This window comes from Sphingobacterium sp. HJSM2_6 (assembly GCF_049316305.1).
In the GTDB taxonomy this organism is placed as follows: Bacteria; Bacteroidota; Bacteroidia; order Sphingobacteriales; family Sphingobacteriaceae; genus Sphingobacterium.
On record NZ_JBMOXB010000002.1, the window covers coordinates 140430 to 164649 of the forward strand.

The 24220-nt window shown below is 36.4% G+C and carries 19 protein-coding genes; 12 read left to right on the forward strand and 7 right to left on the reverse strand.

Annotation, left to right across the window (positions count from 1 at the left end):
• Window positions 1-38: 38 nt before the first annotated feature.
• Together argG and argC are read left to right on the forward strand one after the other, a co-directional pair.
• Complete coding sequence (gene argG, locus ACFRAE_RS03185) at window positions 39-1226, forward strand: argininosuccinate synthase (RefSeq protein ID WP_422795666.1); 1188 nt, start codon at window positions 39-41, stop codon at window positions 1224-1226.
• A gap of 98 nt (window positions 1227-1324) precedes the next feature.
• Window positions 1325-2344, forward strand: coding sequence for an N-acetyl-gamma-glutamyl-phosphate reductase (gene argC, locus ACFRAE_RS03190; RefSeq protein WP_422795667.1), 1020 nt, complete (start codon window positions 1325-1327; stop codon window positions 2342-2344).
• Window positions 2345-2419: 75 nt separating this feature from the next.
• On the opposite strand, the gene ACFRAE_RS03195 is transcribed toward argC, so the two are convergent.
• The 3 genes from ACFRAE_RS03195 to sucC form a co-directional block, all read right to left on the reverse strand.
• Window positions 2420-3232, reverse strand: a complete 813-nt coding sequence (locus ACFRAE_RS03195) for a hypothetical protein (protein WP_422795668.1) — start codon at window positions 3230-3232, stop codon at window positions 2420-2422.
• A 63-nt stretch (window positions 3233-3295) separates the two neighbouring features.
• Window positions 3296-4609 (reverse strand): glutamate-1-semialdehyde 2,1-aminomutase, encoded by a 1314-nt coding sequence (gene hemL, locus ACFRAE_RS03200; RefSeq protein ID WP_422795669.1) that lies wholly within the window; start codon window positions 4607-4609, stop codon window positions 3296-3298.
• A gap of 179 nt (window positions 4610-4788) precedes the next feature.
• Window positions 4789-5988: an ADP-forming succinate--CoA ligase subunit beta gene (gene sucC, locus ACFRAE_RS03205; protein ID WP_422795670.1), complete on the reverse strand. Its 1200-nt coding sequence runs from the start codon at window positions 5986-5988 to the stop codon at window positions 4789-4791.
• Between the two features lie 206 nt (window positions 5989-6194).
• Between sucC and ACFRAE_RS03210 the strand changes: the two genes are divergently transcribed.
• The 6 genes from ACFRAE_RS03210 to ACFRAE_RS03235 all read left to right on the forward strand — a co-directional run bounded on the left by ACFRAE_RS03210 (window position 6195) and on the right by ACFRAE_RS03235 (window position 11948).
• The gene (locus tag ACFRAE_RS03210) at window positions 6195-6845 is read left to right on the forward strand and encodes an ABC transporter ATP-binding protein (protein ID WP_422795797.1); all 651 of its coding nucleotides are present in this window, start codon (window positions 6195-6197) and stop codon (window positions 6843-6845) included.
• Between the two features lie 20 nt (window positions 6846-6865).
• The gene (locus ACFRAE_RS03215) at window positions 6866-7333 is read left to right on the forward strand and encodes a hypothetical protein (protein WP_422795671.1); all 468 of its coding nucleotides are present in this window, start codon (window positions 6866-6868) and stop codon (window positions 7331-7333) included.
• A gap of 9 nt (window positions 7334-7342) precedes the next feature.
• Entirely contained in the window at window positions 7343-7897 is a 555-nt protein-coding gene (locus tag ACFRAE_RS03220) for an HAD family hydrolase (protein WP_422795672.1), read from the forward strand.
• Window positions 7898-7900: 3 nt separating this feature from the next.
• Window positions 7901-9376 carry a S41 family peptidase gene (locus ACFRAE_RS03225; protein WP_422795673.1) on the forward strand — a complete coding sequence of 492 codons (1476 nt, stop codon included), beginning with the start codon at window positions 7901-7903 and terminating at the stop codon, window positions 9374-9376.
• A gap of 109 nt (window positions 9377-9485) precedes the next feature.
• Window positions 9486-10913, forward strand: a complete 1428-nt coding sequence (locus ACFRAE_RS03230) for a S41 family peptidase (protein WP_422795674.1) — start codon at window positions 9486-9488, stop codon at window positions 10911-10913.
• A gap of 24 nt (window positions 10914-10937) precedes the next feature.
• On the forward strand, window positions 10938-11948 hold the full coding sequence (locus ACFRAE_RS03235) for a LacI family DNA-binding transcriptional regulator (RefSeq protein ID WP_422795675.1): 1011 nt from the start codon (window positions 10938-10940) through the stop codon (window positions 11946-11948).
• Between the two features lies 1 nt (window position 11949).
• Here ACFRAE_RS03235 and ACFRAE_RS03240 read toward each other — a convergent pair whose 3' ends face one another.
• The 3 genes from ACFRAE_RS03240 to ACFRAE_RS03250 all read right to left on the reverse strand — a co-directional run bounded on the left by ACFRAE_RS03240 (window position 11950) and on the right by ACFRAE_RS03250 (window position 15098).
• On the reverse strand, window positions 11950-12366 hold the full coding sequence (locus tag ACFRAE_RS03240) for an OsmC family protein (protein WP_422795798.1): 417 nt from the start codon (window positions 12364-12366) through the stop codon (window positions 11950-11952).
• 181 nt (window positions 12367-12547) lie between these two features.
• Window positions 12548-13858 carry an SGNH/GDSL hydrolase family protein gene (locus ACFRAE_RS03245; protein ID WP_422795676.1) on the reverse strand — a complete coding sequence of 437 codons (1311 nt, stop codon included), beginning with the start codon at window positions 13856-13858 and terminating at the stop codon, window positions 12548-12550.
• 19 nt (window positions 13859-13877) lie between these two features.
• Entirely contained in the window at window positions 13878-15098 is a 1221-nt protein-coding gene (locus tag ACFRAE_RS03250) for an OmpP1/FadL family transporter (RefSeq protein WP_422795677.1), read from the reverse strand.
• Window positions 15099-15274: 176 nt separating this feature from the next.
• On the opposite strand from ACFRAE_RS03250, the gene tpx reads away from it, so the two are divergent.
• The gene (gene tpx, locus ACFRAE_RS03255) at window positions 15275-15772 is read left to right on the forward strand and encodes a thiol peroxidase (RefSeq protein WP_422795678.1); all 498 of its coding nucleotides are present in this window, start codon (window positions 15275-15277) and stop codon (window positions 15770-15772) included.
• Window positions 15773-15886: 114 nt separating this feature from the next.
• Here the strand turns inward: tpx and ACFRAE_RS03260 are convergent, their stop codons facing one another.
• Window positions 15887-17059, reverse strand: coding sequence for a trans-sulfuration enzyme family protein (locus tag ACFRAE_RS03260; RefSeq protein ID WP_422795679.1), 1173 nt, complete (start codon window positions 17057-17059; stop codon window positions 15887-15889).
• Window positions 17060-17954: 895 nt separating this feature from the next.
• On the opposite strand from ACFRAE_RS03260, the gene ACFRAE_RS03265 reads away from it, so the two are divergent.
• The 3 genes from ACFRAE_RS03265 (at window position 17955) to ACFRAE_RS03275 (ending at window position 24162) form a co-directional block, all read left to right on the forward strand.
• Complete coding sequence (locus ACFRAE_RS03265) at window positions 17955-19685, forward strand: hypothetical protein (RefSeq protein WP_422795680.1); 1731 nt, start codon at window positions 17955-17957, stop codon at window positions 19683-19685.
• 248 nt (window positions 19686-19933) lie between these two features.
• On the forward strand, window positions 19934-21838 hold the full coding sequence (locus ACFRAE_RS03270) for an alpha-L-fucosidase (RefSeq protein ID WP_422795681.1): 1905 nt from the start codon (window positions 19934-19936) through the stop codon (window positions 21836-21838).
• Complete coding sequence (locus tag ACFRAE_RS03275) at window positions 21838-24162, forward strand: glycoside hydrolase family 95 protein (protein WP_422795682.1); 2325 nt, start codon at window positions 21838-21840, stop codon at window positions 24160-24162. Before ACFRAE_RS03270 ends, ACFRAE_RS03275 begins: the two co-directional genes overlap by 1 nt.
• The last annotated feature ends 58 nt before the right edge of the window (window positions 24163-24220 follow it).

Genomic DNA, 24220 nt, shown 5'->3' on the forward strand with positions numbered 1-24220 from the left:
TGTATTTTTGTTATTATCAGCATATTAATCGTTTTAAGATGAAAAAAGTAGTTTTAGCATTTAGTGGTGGATTAGATACTTCATTTTGTTGTATTTATTTATCACGTGATTTAGGATTAGAAGTACATTCCGTAATTGTAAATACCGGTGGTTTTTCTGAGGAGGAATTACAGACAATCGAAAAAAGAGCCTATGAGTTAGGGGTAAAATCACACACTACTATTGATGAAACAGAAGATTATTACCGCAATACCATTAAATACCTCATTTTTGGTAATGTGTTGAAAAACGCAACCTATCCACTTTCTGTATCAGCTGAACGGGTATCACAAGCTACTGCAATTGCAAATTACGCTAAAAAGATAGGTGCTTCATGTGTAGCGCATGGTTCTACTGGTGCTGGGAATGATCAAGTACGGTTTGATATGATTTTTCATACACTAGTACCTGGTATTGAAATCATCACGCCAATCCGTGATTTGAAATTATCCCGTGAGGATGAAATTGAATATTTAAATAAGCATGGGGTGGAATATTCTGCTGAAAAGGCGAAATATTCAATCAATAAAGGTTTATGGGGAACCTCTGTAGGAGGTGCCGAGACTTTGACTTCCAATCAATACTTGCCAGAATCAGCTTGGCCTACGCCGATAACAGCTACTGAACCTCGTCAAATTACGATAGATTTTGAACAAGGGGAACCTGTAGCCCTAAATGGTGACAAAATTGGAGCGGTAAAAGTTATTCAAGAATTACAGGCTATTGCTCAACCTTATGGTATCGGTCGCGATATTCATGTCGGTGATACGATTATTGGTATTAAAGGTCGCGTTGGATTTGAAGCCGCAGCTTCAGTGATCATCATAAAAGCTCACCATACTTTAGAAAAACATACCTTAACCAAATGGCAATTGTCTTGGAAAGATCAATTGGCTGCATTTTATGGTAACTATATGCATGAAGGGCAGATGCATGATCCAGTAATGCGTGATTTTGAAGCTTTCTTACAAAGCTCTCAAGGCACAGTAACAGGTCGCGTTTTTGTTGAACTTCATCCACACCGATTCGTAATTATTGGTATTGAATCTGAACATGATTTAATGTCTAATAAATTTGGAAGCTATGGTGAAATGAATAAAGGGTATACAGGTGATGATGTAAAAGGCTTCTCGAAGATTTTTGGAAATCAAACCATCATTTGGCATAAAGTAAATTCAAAAGACTAAATAGTAACGTCTATTTTATAACATTTATTGACAAACCAAGGTGGCTTATTCTTAAGGACCTTGGTTTGCTTTTATTAGTCGATATATATTTCTTAACTATGAAAAAAATTAAAGTAGGAATTGTTGGTTCTGCAGGATATACAGGTGGTGAATTATTGAGAATCCTCATTTATCATCCCCAAGTTGATATCGTTTTTGCAAACAGTGCCTCGAATGCAGGGAATAAAATTTCCGATGTGCATAATGATTTGTTTGGAGATACCGATTTAACCTTCTCTTCTGATTTTCATTCAAATATTGATGTCTTATTTTTATGTGTAGGGCACGGGGATGCGAAGAGATTTTTGGAAGCAAATACCCTGGATAAAACAGTGAAAATTATTGATTTATCACAAGATTATCGTTTACGCGATCATCACGAATTCCAAGGCCAAGATTTTATCTATGGATTACCTGAGTTGAATCGTGAAGCTATTAAATCGGCACAATATATTGCTAATCCTGGTTGTTTTGCGACTAACATCCAACTGGCCTTATTACCTTTAGCTAGTAAAGGTTTATTACCTAATCAAATTCATGTACAGGCAACCACAGGTTCTACTGGCGCAGGTCAAAAACCAAATGCTACTTCACATTTTTCATGGAGAAACAATAACCTATCCGCATATAAAGCTTTTGAGCATCAACACTTGCAAGAGATTTCAGAATCTTTAGATCAGCTACAGGATGGCTTTCTATCCTCAGGAGATGAATCGCTTTTAGCAAAGGCCGCTCAAAAAATTAATTTTATTCCTCAACGCGGTGATTTTACAAGAGGAATATTTTCTTCCAGTTATGTGGAGTGTAACTTGTCTGAGGAGGAAGCTTATGCTTTATACGAATCTTACTATGCTACCCATGCATTTACGCATGTTTCTAAAGCTAATATTGATTTAAAGCAGGTAATAAATACAAACAAAAGCATTATTCATATCGAGAAGCATGGAAGTCACTTGCTTATTTTGAATGCCACAGACAACCTCTTAAAAGGAGCCTCTGGGCAAGCTGTTCAGAATATGAACCTGATGTTTGGCTTAGATGAGCGAACAGGATTAAATTTAAAATCTGTAGGCTTTTAAATAGGTATAATTCGATATATACAAAAAAGGCTTCAAGTATACTTGAAGCCTTTTTTGTATATATATATTGAAAGATTATTTATCTAACAAATTGATTTTTCTTTCCACCGATACATTGTCGCCAGTGATAGCATTACCATCTTTGTCAATTAAACTTAGTTTGATGGTGTTCTCACCTTTTGGAAGATTTAAAACTTCATAGGGTGCCCATTGATCCAATGTGAATTCTTGCCCATTGATTGAAGCCTTAACCTTGTTGCCATCAGCTCCAAGCGTAGTATTTGAAACAAAGAAGTCTAACAATAAGATGTTGGTGTCATCACCTTTGTAATCTCCTTTTGGTCTGCTATAAAAAATAGAAGCCTCCGTTGGAGTAGGTAATTCCTCAATTTTACCATTGGCAGCAACTTTAAATTTTTGCAATTTAGAAGCATCAGCTGTTTTAATGGATTCGTGGAATGAACGAGATAAGAAAGATAATAAGTAATGCTCTGAATTAACAGGTACGGTAAACGTATGTTCAGGTTTGTACAACGCTACGTATGGTTTATTATCTAGGATAAAATGAATATGTTGACCATCGTGAGAGTTTGCCATATGATGATTGTGCTCAGTTTGATCCGTTAGATTGAAGTTCTGAACAGCGTATTTAATGGTGATTTTAGCTGAATCTGTCCCTAATTTCTCAGAAGTTAAGGATGATACAGTTAATGTAGCACCAGGGAAATCTTTGGCATGCGCTAATGGATTAACGGCAATTGCTCCCAATGAATCATTAAGATTAATTGAATCTTTCACTCCACCATCTTGATTTTTAGTAGAATTGTTGCATGAAGCAAGTACTAGTGATGCAGCGATTACTGCGAATGCTGATTTTAGTGTTTTCATGATTATATATTTAGTCAATATTTCTAATTGTTTAACAAATATAATTTTTAATTGTTTATGTTTTTATTGAAACACAATATTCAATGCTTCTTTTAACGCAATTTTTGTCTTATCCAAGTCATCTTCGGTATGAGCAGCAGAAATAAACCCTACTTCATAACCTGAAGGACCAAAATATATTCCTCTATTTAATAATTCTCGGTGCATTACTTTGTAGTTGGTCATAGACTCAGGGTCAATTTCATCTGCACGTTGAATAGATGAATTATTTGAAAAGGCAAACCAAAAGATAGATCCTATCGTGAATATTTGAACATCATATTGCTTCTGTTCAATAAATTCCCTAAGGTCTGAAACAAACTTTTCAGTCGTAATTTTTAAGCTTTCATAAAAACCAGGTTGCGATAAAATGCTTAATGCTGCGATACCTGCTGCCATCGCCACAGGGTTCCCAGATAAAGTTCCTGCTTGGTATACTGCTCCGTCTGGTGAAATACAACTCATCAATTCCTTAGATGCACCATAAGCACCAACAGGCATTCCTCCACCAATAATCTTTCCGTAGGTAAGTATATCTGGTTGTATATCATAATATTGAGCAGCTCCCTCAAATCCCAAACGAAAACCTGTAATAACTTCATCAAATATTAATAAAGTGCCATGAGAAGCAGTCAATTCTCTTAAATAAGAGATATAAGCCTTATCCTGAATTAATAAACCATTATTTGCAGGTATACCTTCTATAATCACTGCAGCTATCTGGTCTTTATAGTCTGTGAATACCTTATCTAATGCTTCTTTGTCATTTAGTGCGAGTACCAATGTTTCATCTGCAAAAGCTTTTGGTACCCCTGCAGAAGAAGTTTCACCAAAAGTTACTAATCCAGAACCAGCTTTCACTAACAAAGAATCGGAATGTCCATGGTAGCAACCTTCAAATTTTACAATTTTATCTCGTTTTGTGTAGCCTCTAGCTAATCGGATGGCCGACATTACTGCTTCAGTACCTGAGCTTACAAAACGGATCTTCTCAATCTTTTTATTATGGGTTAGGATGAGTTCCGCCAATTGATTTTCTAAGGCTGTTGGAGCACCAAAACTAAGTCCTTTGCCCAATTGATTTTGAATAGCCTCTCTAATTTCCTGATTATTATGACCTAAAATTAAGGGCCCCCAAGAACAACAAAAATCTATAAATTCATTTCCATCAGCATCCCAAAGATGAGCTTTATCTCCACGCTCTATGAATAGGGGGGAGCCGTAAACAGATTTAAATGCACGGACTGGAGAGTTAACTCCTCCAGGGAAATATTCTTTAGCTTTCTCAAATAATGCAGTTGATTTATCCCTAGAAATATCGGGTACAGATGTATTCATTTTTATTAGAATTGTTTTGACACAAAATTAGTATTTAGATTGTACTATGGAAAATTAAGATACAATATCAAGAAGATTAATCTCCTTTATGACTTGAATGTTAGATTTTAAAATCAAATTCATATTTCATAAAAAAAAGGCTACCGAACAGGTAGCCTTTTTTTTATTTTATGCTGAAATTATTTACCCTCATTTAATACTTGAGTAACTAACTCAGCAGCTTCTTTCAATAAGATTGCAGAATATACTTTCAATCCTGACTCATCGATTAGTGTTTTTGCTTCAGCAGCATTGGTACCTTGAAGACGTACAATAATTGGAACTGGAATGTTACCTATTTCATTGTATGCATCAATAACACCTTGAGCTACACGGTCACAACGAACAATACCACCAAAGATATTAATCAAAATTGCTTTAACGTTAGGGTCTTTTAAGATAATATTGAACCCAGCTTTTACCGTTTCTGCATTTGCAGTACCACCTACATCTAAAAAGTTTGCAGGCTCGCCACCAGCAATTTTAATAATGTCCATAGTAGCCATTGCTAAACCAGCACCGTTTACCATACAACCTACGTTACCATCTAGTTTTACGTAGTTTAGGTTGGATTCACCAGCTTCAACTTCGGTAGGATCTTCTTCCGTTACATCACGCATTGCTGCGATATCAGCATGACGGTACAAAGCGTTTTCATCCAAGTTAACTTTGGCATCTACAGCTAAGATTTTGTCATCAGAAGTTTTCAATACAGGATTGATTTCAAACATAGAAGCATCGATAGAATCATAAGCTTTGTATAAAGCCGCTACGAATTTTACCATGTCTTTATGTGCAGTTCCAGATAATCCTAGGTTAAATGCAATTTTACGTGCTTGAAAACCTTGAATTCCTACTTTAGGATCGATTTCTTCTTTAAAAATTAGGTGAGGAGTTTTTTCTGCTACCTCTTCGATATCCATACCACCTTCTGTAGAATACATGATGATGTTACGACCGCTTGCACGATCTAATAATACAGACATGTAAAATTCTTTTGTATCACTTTCTCCAGGATAGTAAACATCTTGTGCGACTAACACTTTGTTTACTTTCTTACCTTCAGGACCGGTTTGAGGAGTCACTAATTGCATTCCTATGATGTCGGTAGCGCGTTGTAAAACTTCGTCATGGTTTTTAGCCAACTTCACACCACCACCTTTACCACGTCCACCAGCATGAATTTGAGCTTTTACAACAACCCAATCCGAGTTGAAATCTTCTTTCAGTCTTTTTGCAGCCTCTACAGCTTGCTCAGGGGTTTCGGCAACAATACCTTCTTGTACTCTTACTCCAAAACTTTTAAGTATTTCTTTTCCTTGATATTCGTGAATGTTCATTGATAAAAAAATTTGATGTAAAAATAGCGTATTTATTCCGAAGGGGCAAGTTTATATTTGCATAAATTTAGTTGAAATCCCCCTATATTTATTCTTAATAGAAGGGATTTAACCTAAAGCTTTAATGAAAAGACAGGTGCCTTATCTAAATATTTACTTTTTCTAGCACAAAAGGCCTAAAGTATTTTTATTAATTTAGCCAGATGATTTTACAAGCCAATACGATTTTTAAAGCCTATGGAGAATTAGAAATCCTTAAAGGAGTAAGTATTTCTGTGAATAAGGGCGAAATTGTTTCCATTGTCGGAGCCTCTGGTGCAGGTAAAAGTACCTTGCTACACATTATTGGCACCTTGGACAAGCCTGACCGTGGCACTGTAATTATCGAAGGAAAAGATATCTTTTCTATGAATGAAAGACAACTAAGTGATTTTAGAAATAAGCATATTGGTTTTGTTTTTCAATTTCACCATTTACTTCCTGAATTTACAGCATTAGAAAATGTAGCTATTCCAGGTTATATTTCTGGTCAGGATCGTAAAGCGGTGGAAAAAAGAGCGCTGGAATTATTAGATATCTTAGGGGTCGCCCATCGTGCACAGCATAAACCTTCAGCGATGTCAGGTGGTGAGCAACAGCGAGTTTCTGTAGCTAGAGCTTTAATAAATAATCCAACTTTAATACTTGCGGATGAACCTTCGGGAAATCTAGATTCTGAAAATGCGACAGCATTGCACCAACTATTTTTTGATCTTCGAGATCAGATGCAACAAACTTTTATCATTGTTACCCATAATGAAGAACTAGCACGTATTTCCGATCGTACGATCCATATGCGGGATGGTTTTATTTATTAATTACTATAAGGACATTATTTATGAAAAAGATGCTGCTTACCTTTGGCACACGCGCATTTTCACAACGTTTAGCGAATCAGTTTGAACATGATTTTGAGCTATTGATGGCTACTTCCGAAGAAGTGCCTCGCTTTTTAACCTCGAAATTTTTGCCAATACCAACAGGTGCTAATCCTACTTTTTCTCATGAATTATTAAAGTTTTGCCTAGATCATCAAATCCAGTATGTTTTACCGTTAGGCCTAGAAGAAATTAAAGCGCTGTCAGCGACTAAATTGCTCTTTGAGGAATATGGAATTGCGGTGTTATGTCCTGAATTAGATCAGTTGACAGATATACTGATTATGGAAAACCCTAGTAATAATGTGCAAGCGGATATCTATTTAGCGGGAAAAAGTTTAACCTCCAATAATTCGTTGATTGTTAATATCAGTGGTTTATTTGCAACTTCTGACGATGAAGGAGAATTGGCATTATGTACAATATAAATTAGGTATATGAATATAAAGGATGTTCCAGTAGATAAACAAATGTATCTGTTTGAAGTAGATGATGTGCTATTTCCTAAGCAAGATTACCTTTTACAAGTGTATTATTTGTTTGCTCAATTTGTTGAATTCAATGAGGCGAAAACAATTGCTGGTGAATTGGTGGAGTTCATGAAAAATGTGTATTTAGAACAAGGAGAGGAGGCTGTCATTCCAGCCCTGGCTATGAATTATGAATTTACAAATAATTATCGCGAGAATTATGAGCGATTAGAGGTCAATGCACATTTACCTTTAAAACTATTATTATTTAAGGAAATCCAATTATTATTTGCTTCCATTTTAGAAAGAGATGCTAAAATTGGCATATTAACCAAAGGAAATCCTGCTTTACAATTGAACAAATTAAAGCATATCGATTGGAAAGGTTTTGATAAAGATATTAAGGTATATTTTGTAGATGAACTAGAATTTCGAAATTTAGATCCTATTAACTATATTGCTTCAGAAAACAGTTTGCTTAACGGTGAATTGTTTTTCGTTACAAGCCAATTAACTTGTTAAATAATGAAAAATACACTCCTGATCTTCGGTCTCTTGACCATATTGTTTTATTCCTGTAAAAAGGAGGAAAAGATTGATAAGAATTATGAAAATGAAATCCTTCTGAAAGATTCAACCTATTACTACAGTTTTCTAATTTCTTTATGGACCGATAAAATTCCAGAGCCATCCATGTTATCGGAGGATGAAATCGATTTAAAAAAGTATACCAATAAATTTAATGATGCGGAGGCGGTGCTTACTGATCTTAAAAAGAATTATATGCCTGATGATCGATTTAGTTTTATTGATCGGGAAAAAAGTGTAAGTACACAAATTGGTCAAGGAGTATTTAAAGAAACAGGGGTGAACCCCATTTATTTACTGGATTCAGAAAATTCCAGCAATGCTAATCTTTACATTAAATTTGTTCAAAAAGGATCTCCAGCAGACCGTGCTGGCTTAGTCAGGGGCATGAAGATATTAAGTATAAATGGAGATAATAAGGTTGATTTCAATTCAGGACGTAGCAATGGTCATAAGCTGTTCTATAAGTTTTATAGTGGAGAGACCTTGAAACTTGAAGTACTCACCGTTGATAATAAAACAAGTACCATCACGGTCACTGGTTCTGATTATAAAATGAATCCCATCAAACTAAGCAGCATCATTAATTTGAATGATAAAAAAGTTGGGTATTTGGCTTATAGTTCCTTTATTTCTGTCACAACCCAAAATCAACCAAATTCTTATTATCAAGATTTAATCAATAATTTCAAGACCTATGAAACGGCAGGTATTGATGAGTTGGTGGTCGATTTACGGTATAATGGGGGAGGTTCTACAGAAACAGCAGAACTACTAGCGAATTTAATTGCACCTAAAACGGCAAATAAAGATAAAATGTACGATTACCAAATCAACAGGTATTTAACTGCGTGGGGATGGAATGATCCAAAGAATACATCGGCGCCTTTTCTGCCCGTTTATTTTAACAAAACGAATCAGTTGGATTTACAAAGAGTCTATTTTTTGGTTACAGAGAGCACCGCTTCTGCTAGTGAATTGGTCATCAATGTACTTCGTCCTTACATGGATGTACAAATCATAAGTACTCAGAATATGGGAACCTATGGAAAACCGGTGGGATATTTTGCCTTACCTGTGGTTAATGGTTACGCTGATTTATACATTACTTCATTTAAAATGACCAATAAAGCCGGCTTTGGAGATTATTTTCAAGGTTTATCTGGAACAAAGAAAAATGCGAATGAATCTTTCAGTCTTCAACTTGGAGATAGCAATGAAGGTTTATTGAATGAAGCTTTGTATCATATAAATTTCGATACCTATCGAACCTTATCCGCCAGCGCATCGCTAAAGAAATCTACAAAAACAAAAGATAAGTATATCATTGAACAAGCTGGACAGCCAAAGGATTTGTATAAAATAGGTATGTATAAGTTTTCAAAACAATTTTTACCAAATGTGCCTCATTAAATTAAACTTATAGATTAGAGTGGAATCTATATAAATGGTCACATTTTTGCTATTACTATTTACTTAGCTTATTTCAATGAAACTACATCTGTCAAACTGCTTATGGATAATGCTTTTATCAATTGCTATAATCAGTTGTCAAAAAGATCCTACCCGTATTCCATCTCCTCCAAAACCTGTGGAGCCAGTTGATAATCGTACAGAAGCTCAAAAAATTAAAGATAGTATATACTATTATTATAAAATGCAATCGTACTGGGAATCATCCATTGAGGTCGTGAACCCTATTTCAACACTCACAGATAAATACACAGGCAATCAGTCTTTATTAAATTATTTGATGGGACAAACTCCATTAAAAAACGATTATGTATTTCATAAAGATTATAATGGACCATTTGATCGGTTTTCATTTATAGAAGATATCAGTGCGAGCTCTGAAAATTCAGGTAAAGCTGACACATATGACGGGTTTGGCTTATTTGTCGTCTTTGAATCCACTGAACCTGCTGCTCCATTGTATATTGGATTTGTAGAAGGCGGTTCTCCAGCAGATGATGCTGGATTAAAAAGAGGGGATAAAATTACCTCCCTAAATGGCAATACAAATATCACTTATTCAAATTTTAGTTATGTAAACAACCAATTGAATAAAACGCACTTGGATCTGGTGGTATTGAGAGGCAATCAAACGAGTATTACCGTTGGTATTGATTCTAAAGAGTATGAAATATATCCGATAGTCAAAGATTCAGTATTTACAGTTGCTGATAAAAAGGTAGGTTATTTAGCCTATTCTTCGTTTGAAGAACTCGCATATGATGATGGTTCATTTACAAAAATGAGAACCGATTTAGAACGTATTTTCAGCAAATTCGCCATAAATAATATCAAAGATATCATCATAGATATCCGTTACAACGGTGGGGGATATGTGAGTACAGCGACCTATTTAGCTAATAAAGTCATCAATACAGCTGGAAATAATAAACTGATGTTTAGCTATGACGTGAACAAAAACTTGCAATCCGAGCGTTCCGGTCAAGGTAGTTTTAAGGATGTTAATTTCCGTAAGAATAATAATACCGAAATACAAAATGTGTATTTTTTAGTCAGTGATTATACGGCCTCTGCTAGTGAAATACTGATTTCAGTATTAAAACCATATATGAATGTTCAAATCATTGCTGAAGTTTCTAGTACTTATGGAAAACCAGTAGGATTCTTCCCTCAAAAAATAATGGATAAGATTAATCTTTGGGCTGCTTCTTTTAAGGTTGTTAATTCAGCGGGATATTCGGATTATTGGGATGGAATAGAAGCAGACAAGAAGAACGTTTTAGATGATATAAGCAAAGATTTTGGAGATACTAGGGAATCGATGACGGCTATGGCCCTCGCACATATTGAAACTGGAGTTTATCCAAGTAGGTCTCCATCAGCAAGAATAGGTGCTAGAACGACAAATACAAGAACCGATAAGCCTCAACCAGTTAATAAAATACGGGAACGTAATTTAATTAAGGATAGAAAATAGGTATTAATTCATTATATTTACTTCATGGCAGGAAATAAACCCACGACAATCAAAGAGATTGCCCGCAAGTTAAAAATATCACCTTCTACTGTTTCTCGTGCCCTAAATGACCATCCCAGTATTGGCTTAGTGACTACGATGAGGGTAAAGAAGATGGCTGAAGAAATGGCTTATGAGCCGAATCAAACGGCTATTTTTTTTAAACAGCGTAAAACATTTACTATTGGGGTGATTCTACCTAAACTTTCTGAACCTTTCTTTTCTAATGCCATTAGTGCTATTGAATCCTATGCTGAGGACAAGAAGTATACGGTACTCTTAGGACAATCATTAGATAATGAATTGCGTGAAGCGAGTATAATTCAGACTTTTAAAAACCATCGAGTAGATGGGATTCTGATATCCCTAGGAAAAAATACTCGAGACACTGATTTTGTAGATATCCTAGCGAAGTCTGAAATACCCATCGTTTTTTTTGATTGTGTTCCTGATTTAGGGAACGTCCATAAAGTCTTTAGTGATTTATCTTCTGGAATGGCTGAAGCGATCGAAGCATTTGTGGAGCGAGGTCATCGCAAAATAGCGTTAATTAATGGGCCTGAAGCTTTGTTAGCTTCTAAGGAACGTTCTAATGCATTTCTTCATGCTTTGAAAAAACAAGGTATTGATCCGCAAGAAAGTTATGTGGTCCACACGGATTTAACAGAACAAGGAAATGAGGAAGCTATGGAGAAATTGTGCAATTTAGTGGATAGACCTTCTGCTGTAGTTTCTTTCAATGATTTCGTCACTCTTGATGTCATTCGCTATGCGAAACATAAAGGAATTATGTTAAATCAAGATATGTTTTTTATTAGCTATGCCAATTATCCCCTATGGAAATATATGGATAATCCACCTATGGGAAGTATAGAGCAATATCCAGACCGGCAGGCTCAAAAAGCGGCTGAAATCTTATTTGATTGCATCGAAAAGAAAGACCATGTGCTTACACCTCAACACGTAGTCTTTCCATCTAAATTAGTCTTGAAATAAATTAGTTAATTTTTAAACTATAGGTGATGTCTACTCCTCCATTGGCCAACATGTCATGGACGGAACAATATTTTTTTACAGCTAATTCTGCTGCTTTCAAGGCTTTAGTTTCATCTATATTTCCCACTAATGTAAAAGAGATGTGGATGTTCGTGAAGATGTTTGGAATTTCATCACGGCGATCTCCACGCACTTCAACTTGAATGTCTTGAATATCTTGGCGCTGTTTCTGAAGAATACTAGTCAAATCAAAAATACTGCAAGATCCTAATGCCATTAATACCAATTCCATTGGTCTTACGCCTTTTCCTTCACCACCAATTGCCTCCGATCCATCTATTTGAACTTTAATAGCTGAAAGTTCGCTTGATGCTTCAAAATGAACGGCTTGATTCTTTCTAGATAAATTTATTTTCATCATGTATATTCCATTTAATACAGTCAAATTTACCAATTTAAATGCATAATGTACGCTGGCTTTATCAGAATACAGTTGAATTTGAACCTGCTATTACCAAATGGTTCAAAGGTAAAAAAGGGGGGATGTGGTTAAACATCCCCCGAAACTATACCCAAATACTATTAATTAGTATATCCGTTTATTGTCCAGTTGGAAACTTAACCCCACGGTAGGTGCTAATATCTATTTTAGAAATTTTTGAATTATAAGTTTTGTTGATGGCATCTATGAATAGATTCGCTAAAATAGCATTTCCCATAGGAGTCAAATGGATTCCATCTAATGAAAACACATTACCCGTAATATAAGAGGAATTTATACCAACGCCATTGTATAGGTATCCTGCTTTTACTTTATTTAACAATCCATGCGTGTCCGCAACTGCTAAACCTTTTTCTTTAGCGGCATCGCTGATGATTTTGTTTAATTTATTGGTATGTGCTGAAACAGCTGCAACTTCGTCTTTATCTAAAACTTGTTGGTCAGATATGGGGTTATTAGGAGATAAACCATAAAAAGGGCCATTAGCATTTGTTTTGCCAATAGTGTCGGTTTTAAATGTCAATCCAATTAAATCTTCATCAGTCGCTGGTCTCACCGCTAATTTGGTTTGTATCAATAATTTAAAATTTGCCGTTGCAGGATTTGCGGCTAATGCTGCATTAATTCTGGCAACTGTAACTGTTTTAAAATATGGAATTGATGCAACATCAGGTATGGTAGCAACCACACCTTTTTGGCCATTTTCGGTTAGTTTAGCTAAAAATGTTGGATACAATTGGGCAAACTGTGCTTCCGAAGTAAGGGTGGTTGTTGGGTCTTGTGGATTGCTTACTGCGCCATTCGTCGCATAACCTAAGACATCATTATTGCCCAACCAAAACGAAAAGAAGCTGTGTCCTTGGCTAGTAGCATAAGTAAAATAAGATTTAGTACCAGCATCTGCATCAGGTAATAGCCGCTCAAAATAGGGGTTTCCCAATGTGGATCCAAATTCTGGTATAAAGGCTAAATCTAATCGCATACCAGGAACTCCAATATTATTCACCGGATCAGTAAACTTCGTATATAGGGGTTTATTTGCCGCATTTAATCCTCTAATGGCAAGATTCGTAGTCACATTTTCGGTTACTGGATTTCCGTTTACCAAAGCCTTTAAACTAATATATCCTGATCCATTCGATTGATCCGCAGAAAAAAATGGCGAGGTAAAGTTTCCGCCGCCTACAGATTTTGCTTGTTCTGCGATTAAATTTGGAAAGGCAACTTGTTGTCCTTCCAAATACAATCCGCCATCAGCAAATCCTGCGGTCAAGGAATTTCCTATGGCAATATATTTTGTAAAATCAGCAGACCCTTTTTTGACTTGGTATTCCTCTAGTGTAGGCGCGCAGGAACAAGCAAATCCTAAAATTCCTATTCCTATATAAAATTTGTAATTCTTTTTCATCTTTAATTCATTTTAGTGTTTACCAATTGTAGGATACCGAAATGCCAGGAGCATGAATGTAAGTTTCGTAAGCGCCGCGTAAATTGGTCTCTGCATTCGTGGTAGTACGTTTCAATATATTTTGAAATACATAGGCTGCAGACATATTCCAATTCGGATTAAACTTGTATGTTAAGCCAGCAGCAGCCATGATGCGGTTGTTATCCGGAGTTTCTGGATAGACATATTTCGGCTGAACGGGAGTATAGACGTATCCAACACCGGTACGCAAGGCTAATTTTTCATTCACATCGTAATTAATACCTACTTTACCGGAGAATGAATTCTGATATTTTTTAACGGAACGCGTATCAGGTAAACTAGGAGTATTGTTTTCATAATCAAAAACTAATTCTTTGTAGATGCTATAATCGATAAATGAGGCATCAAGGGCTGCCTTAACTTTTTCAGATAATGGGAATGCTAGGCCGATATTAAAGGAAGAAGGCAAAGGTAATTCAGCATTAAATTTGCCATTTGGGAAGTTCGCTGCCAAGGAACTTGGAACCTCAAAATTAGCATCGCCATTTTCTAGTTTCGTAATAACTTTCGATCGGTAGTTTAAGGAAATGGCAAATTGGTCGCCCAAATTATAGTGTACCCCTAAATTAAAACCCATTCCGGTACCTGTGCCCTTTAGATTTGCTTGTCCGGCCTTGCCATTGTTATCAAAAACGGGTAGTGCTCGTCCTAAATCTACCAAACCTACATTATAAACAAAACCTCCACCCACAGAAAATTCTTCTGTCAATTTAAAACTCAATGTCGGTTGGATATAAATCGCGCGTAAGGATAAATGCGTTAATGAAAATCGTCCAGGCCATTCTTTCCCCCAATCTACTGCACCACCGAAAGGTGTGTATACCCCAATTCCTGCTTTCCACCAAGATCCTTTAGGGCCAAATGTGGCATAGGCCGCAAAAGGTGGTGATATTTGAAAACGGGTATGATGTGTTTGGGTACTTCCAGCCTCTTGAAAGGCTGATCGATACATGACAGCACTACCGCCCAATTGAATAGCGTTATGATCCATTTTAACCAAAGCACCAGGATTGTAAACAATAGAGGCTTCATCTATAAATAACGCAGAACCTGCTCCGGCCATACCTACAGCCTTCTGGCTCTGAGTGTTAACCTGTGATCCCTGCGCAAATAGGAAATAGGGCGAGAGTAGTAATATACTCAGTAACAATTGTTTCATAAAAATATTGATTAGCGTTTATCTTTATATCAATTTAATATGCTAACATAGTAAATTTTTGTTTATAATTGCAAGTTTTTGACAATAATTAATAAATATTCCACAATATATTTTCACTTAATAGAACATAAATTGGCTTATATTGTTTAGTTTTATAGGTATAAAATAAACTATTTATGGCTCAAGTATTATTTAAAGGCAATCCAGTACATACCAGTGGTCAATTACCAGCTAAAGGTACTACTGCTCCAGATTTCACATTGACTGCAGGCGATCTGTCACAAAAATCATTAGCAGATTTTAAAGGGAAGAAAGTAATTTTAAACATTTTCCCAAGTGTTGATACGGGCACATGTGCTGCATCAGTAAGACATTTTAATGAAGAAGCATCCAAATTAGATAATACCGTTGTACTTTGTATTTCTAAAGATTTACCTTTTGCTCAAAGTCGCTTTTGTGCAGCTGAAGGATTAGAAAATGTTGTTAGTCTATCCGATTTCAAAGACGATTCTTTCAATGAAGCCTATGGAGTTAAATTTGTTGATGGACCACTAACTGGTTTATTGAGTAGATCTGTCGTTGTTATTGATGAAGAAGGTAAAGTAAGTTATACTGAACAAGTGGAAGAGACCGTGAATGAACCACAATATGATTTAGCTTTAGCAGCTTTATAATAAATAAGATGAACTAAAAACCTTTCTAGGTTTTTTTTCTCAAAAAAAAATATTCAAATAAAAAGGGGGAGTATCGATACTCCCCCTTTTTATTTGAATAACTTTTTCCGGATGCTATTTACTAGCATCTAGGGCTTGTAAAATATCATTAAGGATATCCGATTGATCTTCAATCCCTATAGATAATCGAATAGAACCAGGCTTAATTCCTAGTTTTTCTCGTTCTTCTTCCGATAATTTAGAATGCGTGGTGGATCCAGGATGCGTAGCTATACTTCTTGCATCACCCAGATTTGAAGTGTATAGAATCATAGTTAGTGCATCTAAAAATGTAAAGGCACGTTCTTTTCCACCCTTTACTTCAATCGTCACAATTCCGCCGCCAGCTTTCATTTGTTTTTTAGCTAATTCGAATTGAGGATGGGAAGGAAGGAATGGGTATTTTACAGAAATAATTTCCGGATGTGATTCTAATGCTTGAGCTACAGCTAATGCATTAGAGCAATGTCTATCCATCCGTAAACCCAATGTTTCAATACTTTTGGATAATACCCAGGCATTGAATGGGGACATGGCTGGACCAGTGTGACGAATGAAAAACATTAGTTTATCAATTAACTCCTGTTTTCCAACGATGACACCTCCCAAAACACGGCCTTGGCCATCCATATATTTGGTAGCCGAATGTATGGATAAATCAAAACCATAATTTAATGGCTTTTGTAAATAGGGCGTGGCAAAACAGTTGTCAATAGCAAATATGATGTGCGGATATTTCTTTTTTAATCCACCTAACCAAGCAAGGTCTACTAATTCTAATCCTGGATTAGATGGGGATTCTAAAAATATAAATTTTGTATTTTCTTGAATGGCATTTTCCCAAGAATCTTGGTCTATGGCATCTACGTAGGTGGTCGTAACTCCCCATTTCGGGAATAGTTGCGTGAATAACTGATGGGTAGAACCAAAAATTGCTCTCGATGAAACAATATGATCACCTTGTTGAATAAATCCTGCAAAGGTTGCAAAAACAGCGCCCATACCTGATGCAAATGCTAATCCTGCCTCCGCTTGTTCTAATAGGCATACTTTATTAATGAATTCAGTGGTATTCGGATTCGCATATCGAGAATAGACCATTGCTTCTTCTTCTTCCGCAAAGACCGCTCGACCCTGTTCGGCACTGTCGAAAATAAAACTTGATGTTAGGTATAGTGGTACGGAATGTTCCCTAAGGGAAGAGCGTTGAGCTTGTTCACGTATGATTTTGGATTGTTCGTTATTCATGATTTGCAAATTTATCTACTTTTAAATTAAAACAGGAAGGTATCCAAAATATTATTTGTAAAAAGGTAGTTTTTTTACCAAAAACATTACTATTATTCTGTTTAGCCTCATTGAGTAGGTAGGCTATGCCTAAATTTAGAAGGATGATAAGTAATTCTGGTAACTATTGTTTATTGCATTAATAATCAATTGTTTAACCCGTATAAGTTGAATTGTCCACCTTTTGTCCACCCTTGTTATTCCACATATTCGAACAATAATTCCTTTTTTTGTGAAGGAAATAATCACTGACCTATTCTGGTTTGTTTCCAAAAATGTTTAGGTAAGAGAAAACGGTCTTATCAGACATTTATAGGTTAGTTCGAAGGTATTCATTTTCTGCCTATCAAGTATTAAAATAGAAGCCTAGTGTTTTCAATTAGCTTGATTTAATATTAATACTATCGTTTTTTACCCAATTAGCGATTATTTAAAGGAAAACGAATAAAGATTGTTTCCGCACTGGTAAACTGAAGCGGAGAATAATGTGATTGTAGGAATAAACATTACATGAAGGTATTACCAAACCAATTAATTAATAAAACGCTAGTGGGATTCATTCGAATTGCTAGCGTTTTTTTTTATGTGCTGTTTTCACCACTAAATGATTTAGATATCCGCGATTGGGCTAAGTGTCATAAAAAAAAGCAAAATACTAAATCAGCAAGCAATACTTGATTTTTATATTATTTTTTAAAAGGAAAATTTTATCCTTTAATTTTATTTATGTAAATTTCAGTATTGCATATTAGCTCTTGCGCTGAAGAAATAACATCTCCTTCAAAATCTACATTCAAGAATTCCCAATTTTACCGACTTAAAGCATTCATTTCCATAATTTTTTAAAAATTTCGTTATGAGAATAAGCTATAGTTACAGCATCATTATTTGGTTAATTGTTGCTTGCATCCATGAAAAACCTAAGAATATTGTTACAACTGAAACACGTTGTTACCGGCCAACAGATCATGATTTAGCCTGGTATGAATCAGGCAAGAAAGCCTTGTTATTACCAGGATTGGAAGGCTTAAATTTTGAGGTTAGCAGTGAAAAGGATAGTGTTAAAGCCTACGTTAATCAAGGCTTAATGTTATCCCATGCATTCAATCATGCAGAAGCTGCCCGTTCTTTTTATGAAGCAATTCGGTTGGATAGTACCTGTGCAATTGCGTATTGGGGTTTTGCCTTAGTATTAGGGCCAAACTACAATGCGGCCATGGAGAAAGCTCACATTCCACGAGCCTATGATGCGAGTCAGAAAGCACTTTCGTATGCTCATTCTGCGAGTCTGAAAGAGCAAGCTTTAATTAAGGCCTTATCCAAGCGGTATAAATTGCAAAATTCTTCCGACAGAGCTTCGCTGGATATAGACTATGCAGCTGCTATGAAACAAGTGTATGAGCAATACCCAAATGATCCAGATATTGGTTCCCTATATGTAGAATCGTTAATGGATCTTCATCCTTGGGACTTGTACGATAAACATACTAAAAAACCAAAAGCGTGGACTTCAGAAATCGTTGCAACTTTAGAGAATTTAATTCAAAAATTTCCTAAGCATCCTGCCGCACATCACCTCTATATCCATGCAATGGAGGCTTCCAATGAACCCGAAAAAGCACTTCAAAGCGCTGAATTGTTGACGAATCTCGTTCCTGGCGCAGGTCATCTTTTACATATGCCTTCCCATATTTACATCAATACAGGAGATTATCATCTAGGAAGCTTAGCCAATATCAAAGCGATCCAAATGGATAGTATTTATACTGCCGCATGTCATGCGCAAGGAATATATCCAATGGCATTATATCCTCATAATTATCATTTTTTGGCAGCAACGGCCAGCTTGGCTGGGGATGCCGCATTAGCTTGGCATGCCGCGGTGAAATTACGTGAACATACGGCTGTTTCCTATATGGATCAAGTAGCTTGGTCTACCTTGCAGCATTATTATATCAGTGATTTATACATTGCGGTAAAATTTGAAATGTGGGATAAAGTTTTAACAGCAGCTGCACCTGATAAAAAATTGCATTATCCCAATGCAATTTGGCATTATGCTAGAGGAATGGCATTCTTAGGTAATAATGATCTTTCCTTAGCAAAAGAGGAATATGCCAAACTAAAAATAATCGCTGCAGATACCTCATTACAGGAATTGACAATTTGGGGCATCAATACTTGTGCTGATTTAGTAGGAATTGCTGAACGAATTTTAGTCGGGAAAATCGCCAGATTCCAAGGTCAACATCAGGATGAAATCCAATATTTAAAGGAAGCCGTAGCGATGGAAGATAACCTAAATTACAATGAACCTCCAGACTGGTTCTTTTCAGTAAGGCATTATCTTGGGGAAGCACTTTTTCAGGCAAAACATTATGATCAGTCCGTTGAAGTATACCAAGAAGATTTAAAAAAATGGAAAAAGAATGGCTGGGCTTTAAAAGGTTTGCAGCTAAGTTTAGAAGCTCAACAAAAAATAAATGAGGCCGCCCAAGTAAAAGCTGAATTCTTAGAAGCCTGGAAATATGCAGATGTAGAACTTATTTCTTCGGTAAACGTGAAACAAAGAAAACCGAGTAATTAGATTCGCGAAAACAGCTGTTAAAAAGCATAAGTGTATTGGTTTTCTGGCTTCAATCAGTGCATCAAGTCTGCACTTTCATCGGATATTGTTCGGCGTATTCCGTGCAGTATGCGAGTAAAATCCGTCTTATATCCAAAGGAGATCCGAAGAAGATCAAGGAAGTTCCATAAAATTCTTTCTAAAAACTAAATATTAACTTTAAATTACTTGGAGCAAAATATGTATATTGAGACTTTAAAATCCTAGCTATGAAGAGAACGTCTATACTATTTAGTTTAATTTTGCTGTACCCATTTTTATCTCAATCGCAAACGGAACCTAAACCCTATGGTGCATTACCAAGCGAACGTCAAATAAAATGGCATGAAATGGAAATGTATACCTTAATCCATTATACTCCAACGACCTTTCAAGATAAAGAATGGGGTTTTGGCGATGCAGATCCTAAAATTTTTAATCCTTCGCATTTTGATGCGAATCAAATTGCTGCCGCGGCTGCCGCTGGTGGTTTTAAAGGCTTGATTTCAGTGGCCAAACATCACGATGGTTTTTGTTTATGGCCCACCCAAACGACAAGCTATAGCATTAGCAGTTCCGGGTGGAAAAATGGTCAAGGGGATATGGTCAAGGAATTCCGCGATGCATCTGTAAACTATGGATTGAAGTTTGGTGTTTACCTATCTGCTTGGGATCGTAATGATGAGCGTTATGGTACTCCCGCCTATGCCGAAGCTTATAGAAAGCAATTGACTGAATTAATGAGCAATTATGGAGAGTTATTCACCTCTTGGCATGATGGGGCGAATGGAGGAGATGGGTATTATGGAGGTAAAAAAGAGAAAAGAACCATTGATAGAACAACCTATTATGAATGGCATGAAAAAACTTGGCCTATCGTAAGAAAATTGCAACCTATGGCCATGATATTCTCCGATGTAGGTCCTGATATGCGTTGGGTTGGAAATGAAAAAGGCTTCGCTGCGGAGACCAGTTGGGCTACTTTAACACCTGAAGGACAGGATGGTAAACCTGCCGTACCTGGCGCTGTAAATGAATCTAATTTATCTACTGGTGATCGCCATGGAAAGCATTGGATTCCTGCAGAATGTGATGTGCCTCAACGACCAGGATGGTTTTATCATGAAAATCAAAACCATTTAGTAAAAACCCCAAATCAATTGTTTGAAATTTACCTAAAGTCTGTGGGACGCGGAGGGGGTATGAATTTAGGATTAGCGCCTATGCCAGCAGGTTACCTTCACGAGCATGATGTACAGTCGTTAACAGCTTTTGGAGAGAAGATAAAAAATACGTTTGCGGTAAACTTGGCAGAAGGGGCTCAAGCTAAAGCGTCCAATGTTCGAGAAAATCATTCGTTTTTCTCTGCGCAAAAGTTGTTTGACAAGGATCGATATACGTATTACGCATCAGATGACAAGGTGTTAAATCCAACGATTGAAATAGTTTTAAGTCAGGAACAAGAATTTGATTTGATACGATTAAGAGAAAACATAAAACTTGGACAACGAATAGATAGTGTGAAGATTGATGTTTGGAAAAATAATCAATGGGAACCGTTAGCATCAGCGACAAGTATTGGGGCAACCCGAATTATTAAATTGGAAAAGCTAGTCAAAGCCAAAAAATTGCGTCTGCAATTATTTGCACCTGTGTCTCCAGCACTCAGTGATTTTGCTCTTTTTAAAGAATCATTTTCTGATTTTCAATTTGAAGGAAAGAAGAAAAATAAATTAGCAAACTCAGAAATTAATATTATTTCTTCCGATAAAGATTGGAAGAAAGCGTTGGATGCGGATCCAAATAGCATTTGGGAAAGTGTGTTAGGCAATGCGAAGTATGTGGAATTTAGATTGTCTAAAACCTATACCATCCAAGGGATGCAGTATTTGCCTCGTCAGGATAAAAATAACCAAGGTGTTCCAACACAATACCGTGTAGAACTAAGTGTGGATGGAAAGAAATGGACCTTAGCGAAAGAGGGCGAATTTTCAAATATTAAGAGTAATCCTATAGCCCAAGAAATCGTATTTGATAAGCCAATTGAAGCCCATTATATTCGGTTTATTCCATTAAATAACCTAAGTGAAAATCGGCAATTCGCTGTTGCGGAATTTGAATTTTATTTAAATTGATGAAAAGGATAGGCTTAGCCATTTGCGCAGTAGTTTCCGTTTTTGGGAGCTTTGCGCAAGATTTAAAGTTGAAGTATCATCAACCCGCAAAAATATGGGAAGAGACTTTACCATTAGGCAATGGATTTATTGGAATGATGCCAGATGGAAAGGTGTCTGATGAAAGCATTGTTTTAAATGAAATTTCCCTGTGGTCTGGTTCGCCTGAAGATGCAAATAATTACCAAGCAAACGGTGCTTTGAAGGAAATACAATCCTTATTACTTCAAGGTAAAAATTTAGAAGCAGAGCAATTAGTTAATAAGAATTTTGTGTGTTCTGGTCAAGGTTCTGGTTTTGGTAACGGTGCAAACGTACCTTATGGATGTTATCAGAATTTTGGTTTTTTAAATATTTTGCACTTTGATCAGGAAGAAGTAAGTGATTATAAACGAACATTAGACTTAAAATCTGCGATGGCTGAAACCAGTTTTAAGAGTCGTGGAATTGCGTATAAAAGAGACTACTTTACGTCTTTTGATCAAAATGTTGGCGTCATTCAGTTGACAGCTAGTCAAAAGAAATCCATTGGATTTGCTTTGCATTTTTATCGAGATGAACGTGTAAGCAGTTATCAAATTAGGGGAAACGAAATTCTAATTTCTGGATACCTGCCTAATGGGTTTGGGGGCAATGGGTTGAAATTTGCAGCTAAAATAAAGGTGCTTTCGCGATCAGGTGAATTAACGCAACATGATAATCAATTGATTTTGAAAAATGCAGATGAAGCAACCATTCTTTTGTCCTTATCAACCAGTTATTACGATCGAGATCCTGTTCAAATAGTCGATGAACAGCTTCGATTTGCTGAAAAATCCAATTTTAAGGCTTTAAAAAAAGCCCATTTGAAAAAATATGAACCTTTATTCAATCGCGTATCGTTAACTATTGAGGATGTAAGGGATAACTCCTTGTTTCAAACTTCGGAACGATTGGAGAATTTTTACAAGTCTCCTGGTCAAGATAATGCGTTAGCCGTATTGTATTATCAATTTGGTCGCTATTTAACCTTATCTAGCACCTCCCCAAATCATCCCAAAGCATTACCTCCCAATTTGCAAGGTTTATGGGCTCATCAAATCCAAACGCCATGGAATGGGGATTATCATTTGAATATAAATGCACAAATGAATCATTGGGGATTGGAGGTTGGAAACCTTTCTGAATATCATGTACCCTTTATCGAATTTATTCGCCGACTTTCTAAAGAGGGTAAAAATACCGCAAAAGCGTATTACAATGCCCCAGGATGGGTAGTTTTCATGATGAGTAATATTTGGGGATACACGGCACCTGGAGAACAAGCGTCATGGGGAGCGAGTACTGCCTCGGGTTGGTTATGTAATCATTTGTGGGAACATTTTCAGTTTACCCAAGACTTAACGTATTTAAAGGATGTTTATCCGATTTTAAAAGAAGCTGCGATTTTTTATCAGGCAACCCTAATTACTGATCCTAAAACGGGTTGGTTAGTGACTTCCCCGTCGGTTTCACCCGAAAATTCATTTCAGATGGCAAATGGCAAACGGGCATCTGTAGTAATGGGACCTACCATAGATCATCAAATTGTTCGTGAATTATATGAATCTGTTATCAAAGCGAATCAATTATTAGCATTAGCAGATCCCTTTGCGGAAAGCTTAGAACGAGCTATTCAACAGTTGCCACCAGCGGTTCAGGTAAGTTCATCGGGTAGAGTCATGGAATGGTTAATCGATTACCAAGAGCCAGAGCCAAAACATAGACACGTTTCGCATTTGTATGGATTATATCCGGCCAACTTTATATCTCCAGTAAGTTCCCCAGAGTGGGCAGATGCTGCAAAAAAGACCTTAACCGTACGTGGGGATGAAGGAACAGGTTGGTCTAGAGCGTGGAAAATTTTGTTTTGGGCAAGATTGCACGATGGCGATCATGCCTTGGAAATATTAAGGCAACTTCTTCAACCTGCATTTGATTCAAAGGTGGCATATGCTGGTGCCCAAGCCGGTACATACCCTAATTTATTTTGTGCACATCCCCCTTTTCAAATCGATGGAAATTTTGGAGGTTCTGCAGGAATTTCCGAAATGATTTTGCAAAGTCACGATGGTTATGTGCATTTACTGCCCGCATTACCAAAAGCTTGGAAGAATGGTTCAGTGAAAGGACTAAAAGCACGTGGCAATTTTGAAGTTGATTTTCGTTGGGAAAATGGAAAGGTAATTGATTATCAAGTGCGCGGAAAAAAAGGATCAAAGGTAAACGTGTTAGTTAATCAAGAACAAGTCTCGTTGGTCTTATAAGTATTTTATTTCCCCAATTTCTATATTGGATTTATAGGTTGGGGAAATTACAAGATTG

Bases quoted from the DNA above. Each gene is read 5' to 3' on its own strand.
- argG (WP_422795666.1), top strand. From the start codon at position 39: ATGAAAAAAGTAGTTTTAGCATTTAGTGGTGGATTAGATACTTCATTT.
- argC (WP_422795667.1), top strand. From the start codon at position 1,325: ATGAAAAAAATTAAAGTAGGAATTGTTGGTTCTGCAGGATATACAGGT.
- ACFRAE_RS03195 (WP_422795668.1), bottom strand. From the start codon at position 3,232: ATGAAAACACTAAAATCAGCATTCGCAGTAATCGCTGCATCACTAGTA.
- hemL (WP_422795669.1), bottom strand. From the start codon at position 4,609: ATGAATACATCTGTACCCGATATTTCTAGGGATAAATCAACTGCATTA.
- sucC (WP_422795670.1), bottom strand. From the start codon at position 5,988: ATGAACATTCACGAATATCAAGGAAAAGAAATACTTAAAAGTTTTGGA.
- ACFRAE_RS03215 (WP_422795671.1), top strand. From the start codon at position 6,866: ATGAAAAAGATGCTGCTTACCTTTGGCACACGCGCATTTTCACAACGT.
- ACFRAE_RS03220 (WP_422795672.1), top strand. From the start codon at position 7,343: ATGAATATAAAGGATGTTCCAGTAGATAAACAAATGTATCTGTTTGAA.
- ACFRAE_RS03225 (WP_422795673.1), top strand. From the start codon at position 7,901: ATGAAAAATACACTCCTGATCTTCGGTCTCTTGACCATATTGTTTTAT.
- ACFRAE_RS03230 (WP_422795674.1), top strand. From the start codon at position 9,486: ATGCTTTTATCAATTGCTATAATCAGTTGTCAAAAAGATCCTACCCGT.
- ACFRAE_RS03235 (WP_422795675.1), top strand. From the start codon at position 10,938: ATGGCAGGAAATAAACCCACGACAATCAAAGAGATTGCCCGCAAGTTA.
- ACFRAE_RS03240 (WP_422795798.1), bottom strand. From the start codon at position 12,366: ATGAAAATAAATTTATCTAGAAAGAATCAAGCCGTTCATTTTGAAGCA.
- ACFRAE_RS03245 (WP_422795676.1), bottom strand. From the start codon at position 13,858: ATGAAAAAGAATTACAAATTTTATATAGGAATAGGAATTTTAGGATTT.
- ACFRAE_RS03250 (WP_422795677.1), bottom strand. From the start codon at position 15,098: ATGAAACAATTGTTACTGAGTATATTACTACTCTCGCCCTATTTCCTA.
- tpx (WP_422795678.1), top strand. From the start codon at position 15,275: ATGGCTCAAGTATTATTTAAAGGCAATCCAGTACATACCAGTGGTCAA.
- ACFRAE_RS03260 (WP_422795679.1), bottom strand. From the start codon at position 17,059: ATGAATAACGAACAATCCAAAATCATACGTGAACAAGCTCAACGCTCT.
- ACFRAE_RS03265 (WP_422795680.1), top strand. From the start codon at position 17,955: ATGAGAATAAGCTATAGTTACAGCATCATTATTTGGTTAATTGTTGCT.
- ACFRAE_RS03270 (WP_422795681.1), top strand. From the start codon at position 19,934: ATGAAGAGAACGTCTATACTATTTAGTTTAATTTTGCTGTACCCATTT.
- ACFRAE_RS03275 (WP_422795682.1), top strand. From the start codon at position 21,838: ATGAAAAGGATAGGCTTAGCCATTTGCGCAGTAGTTTCCGTTTTTGGG.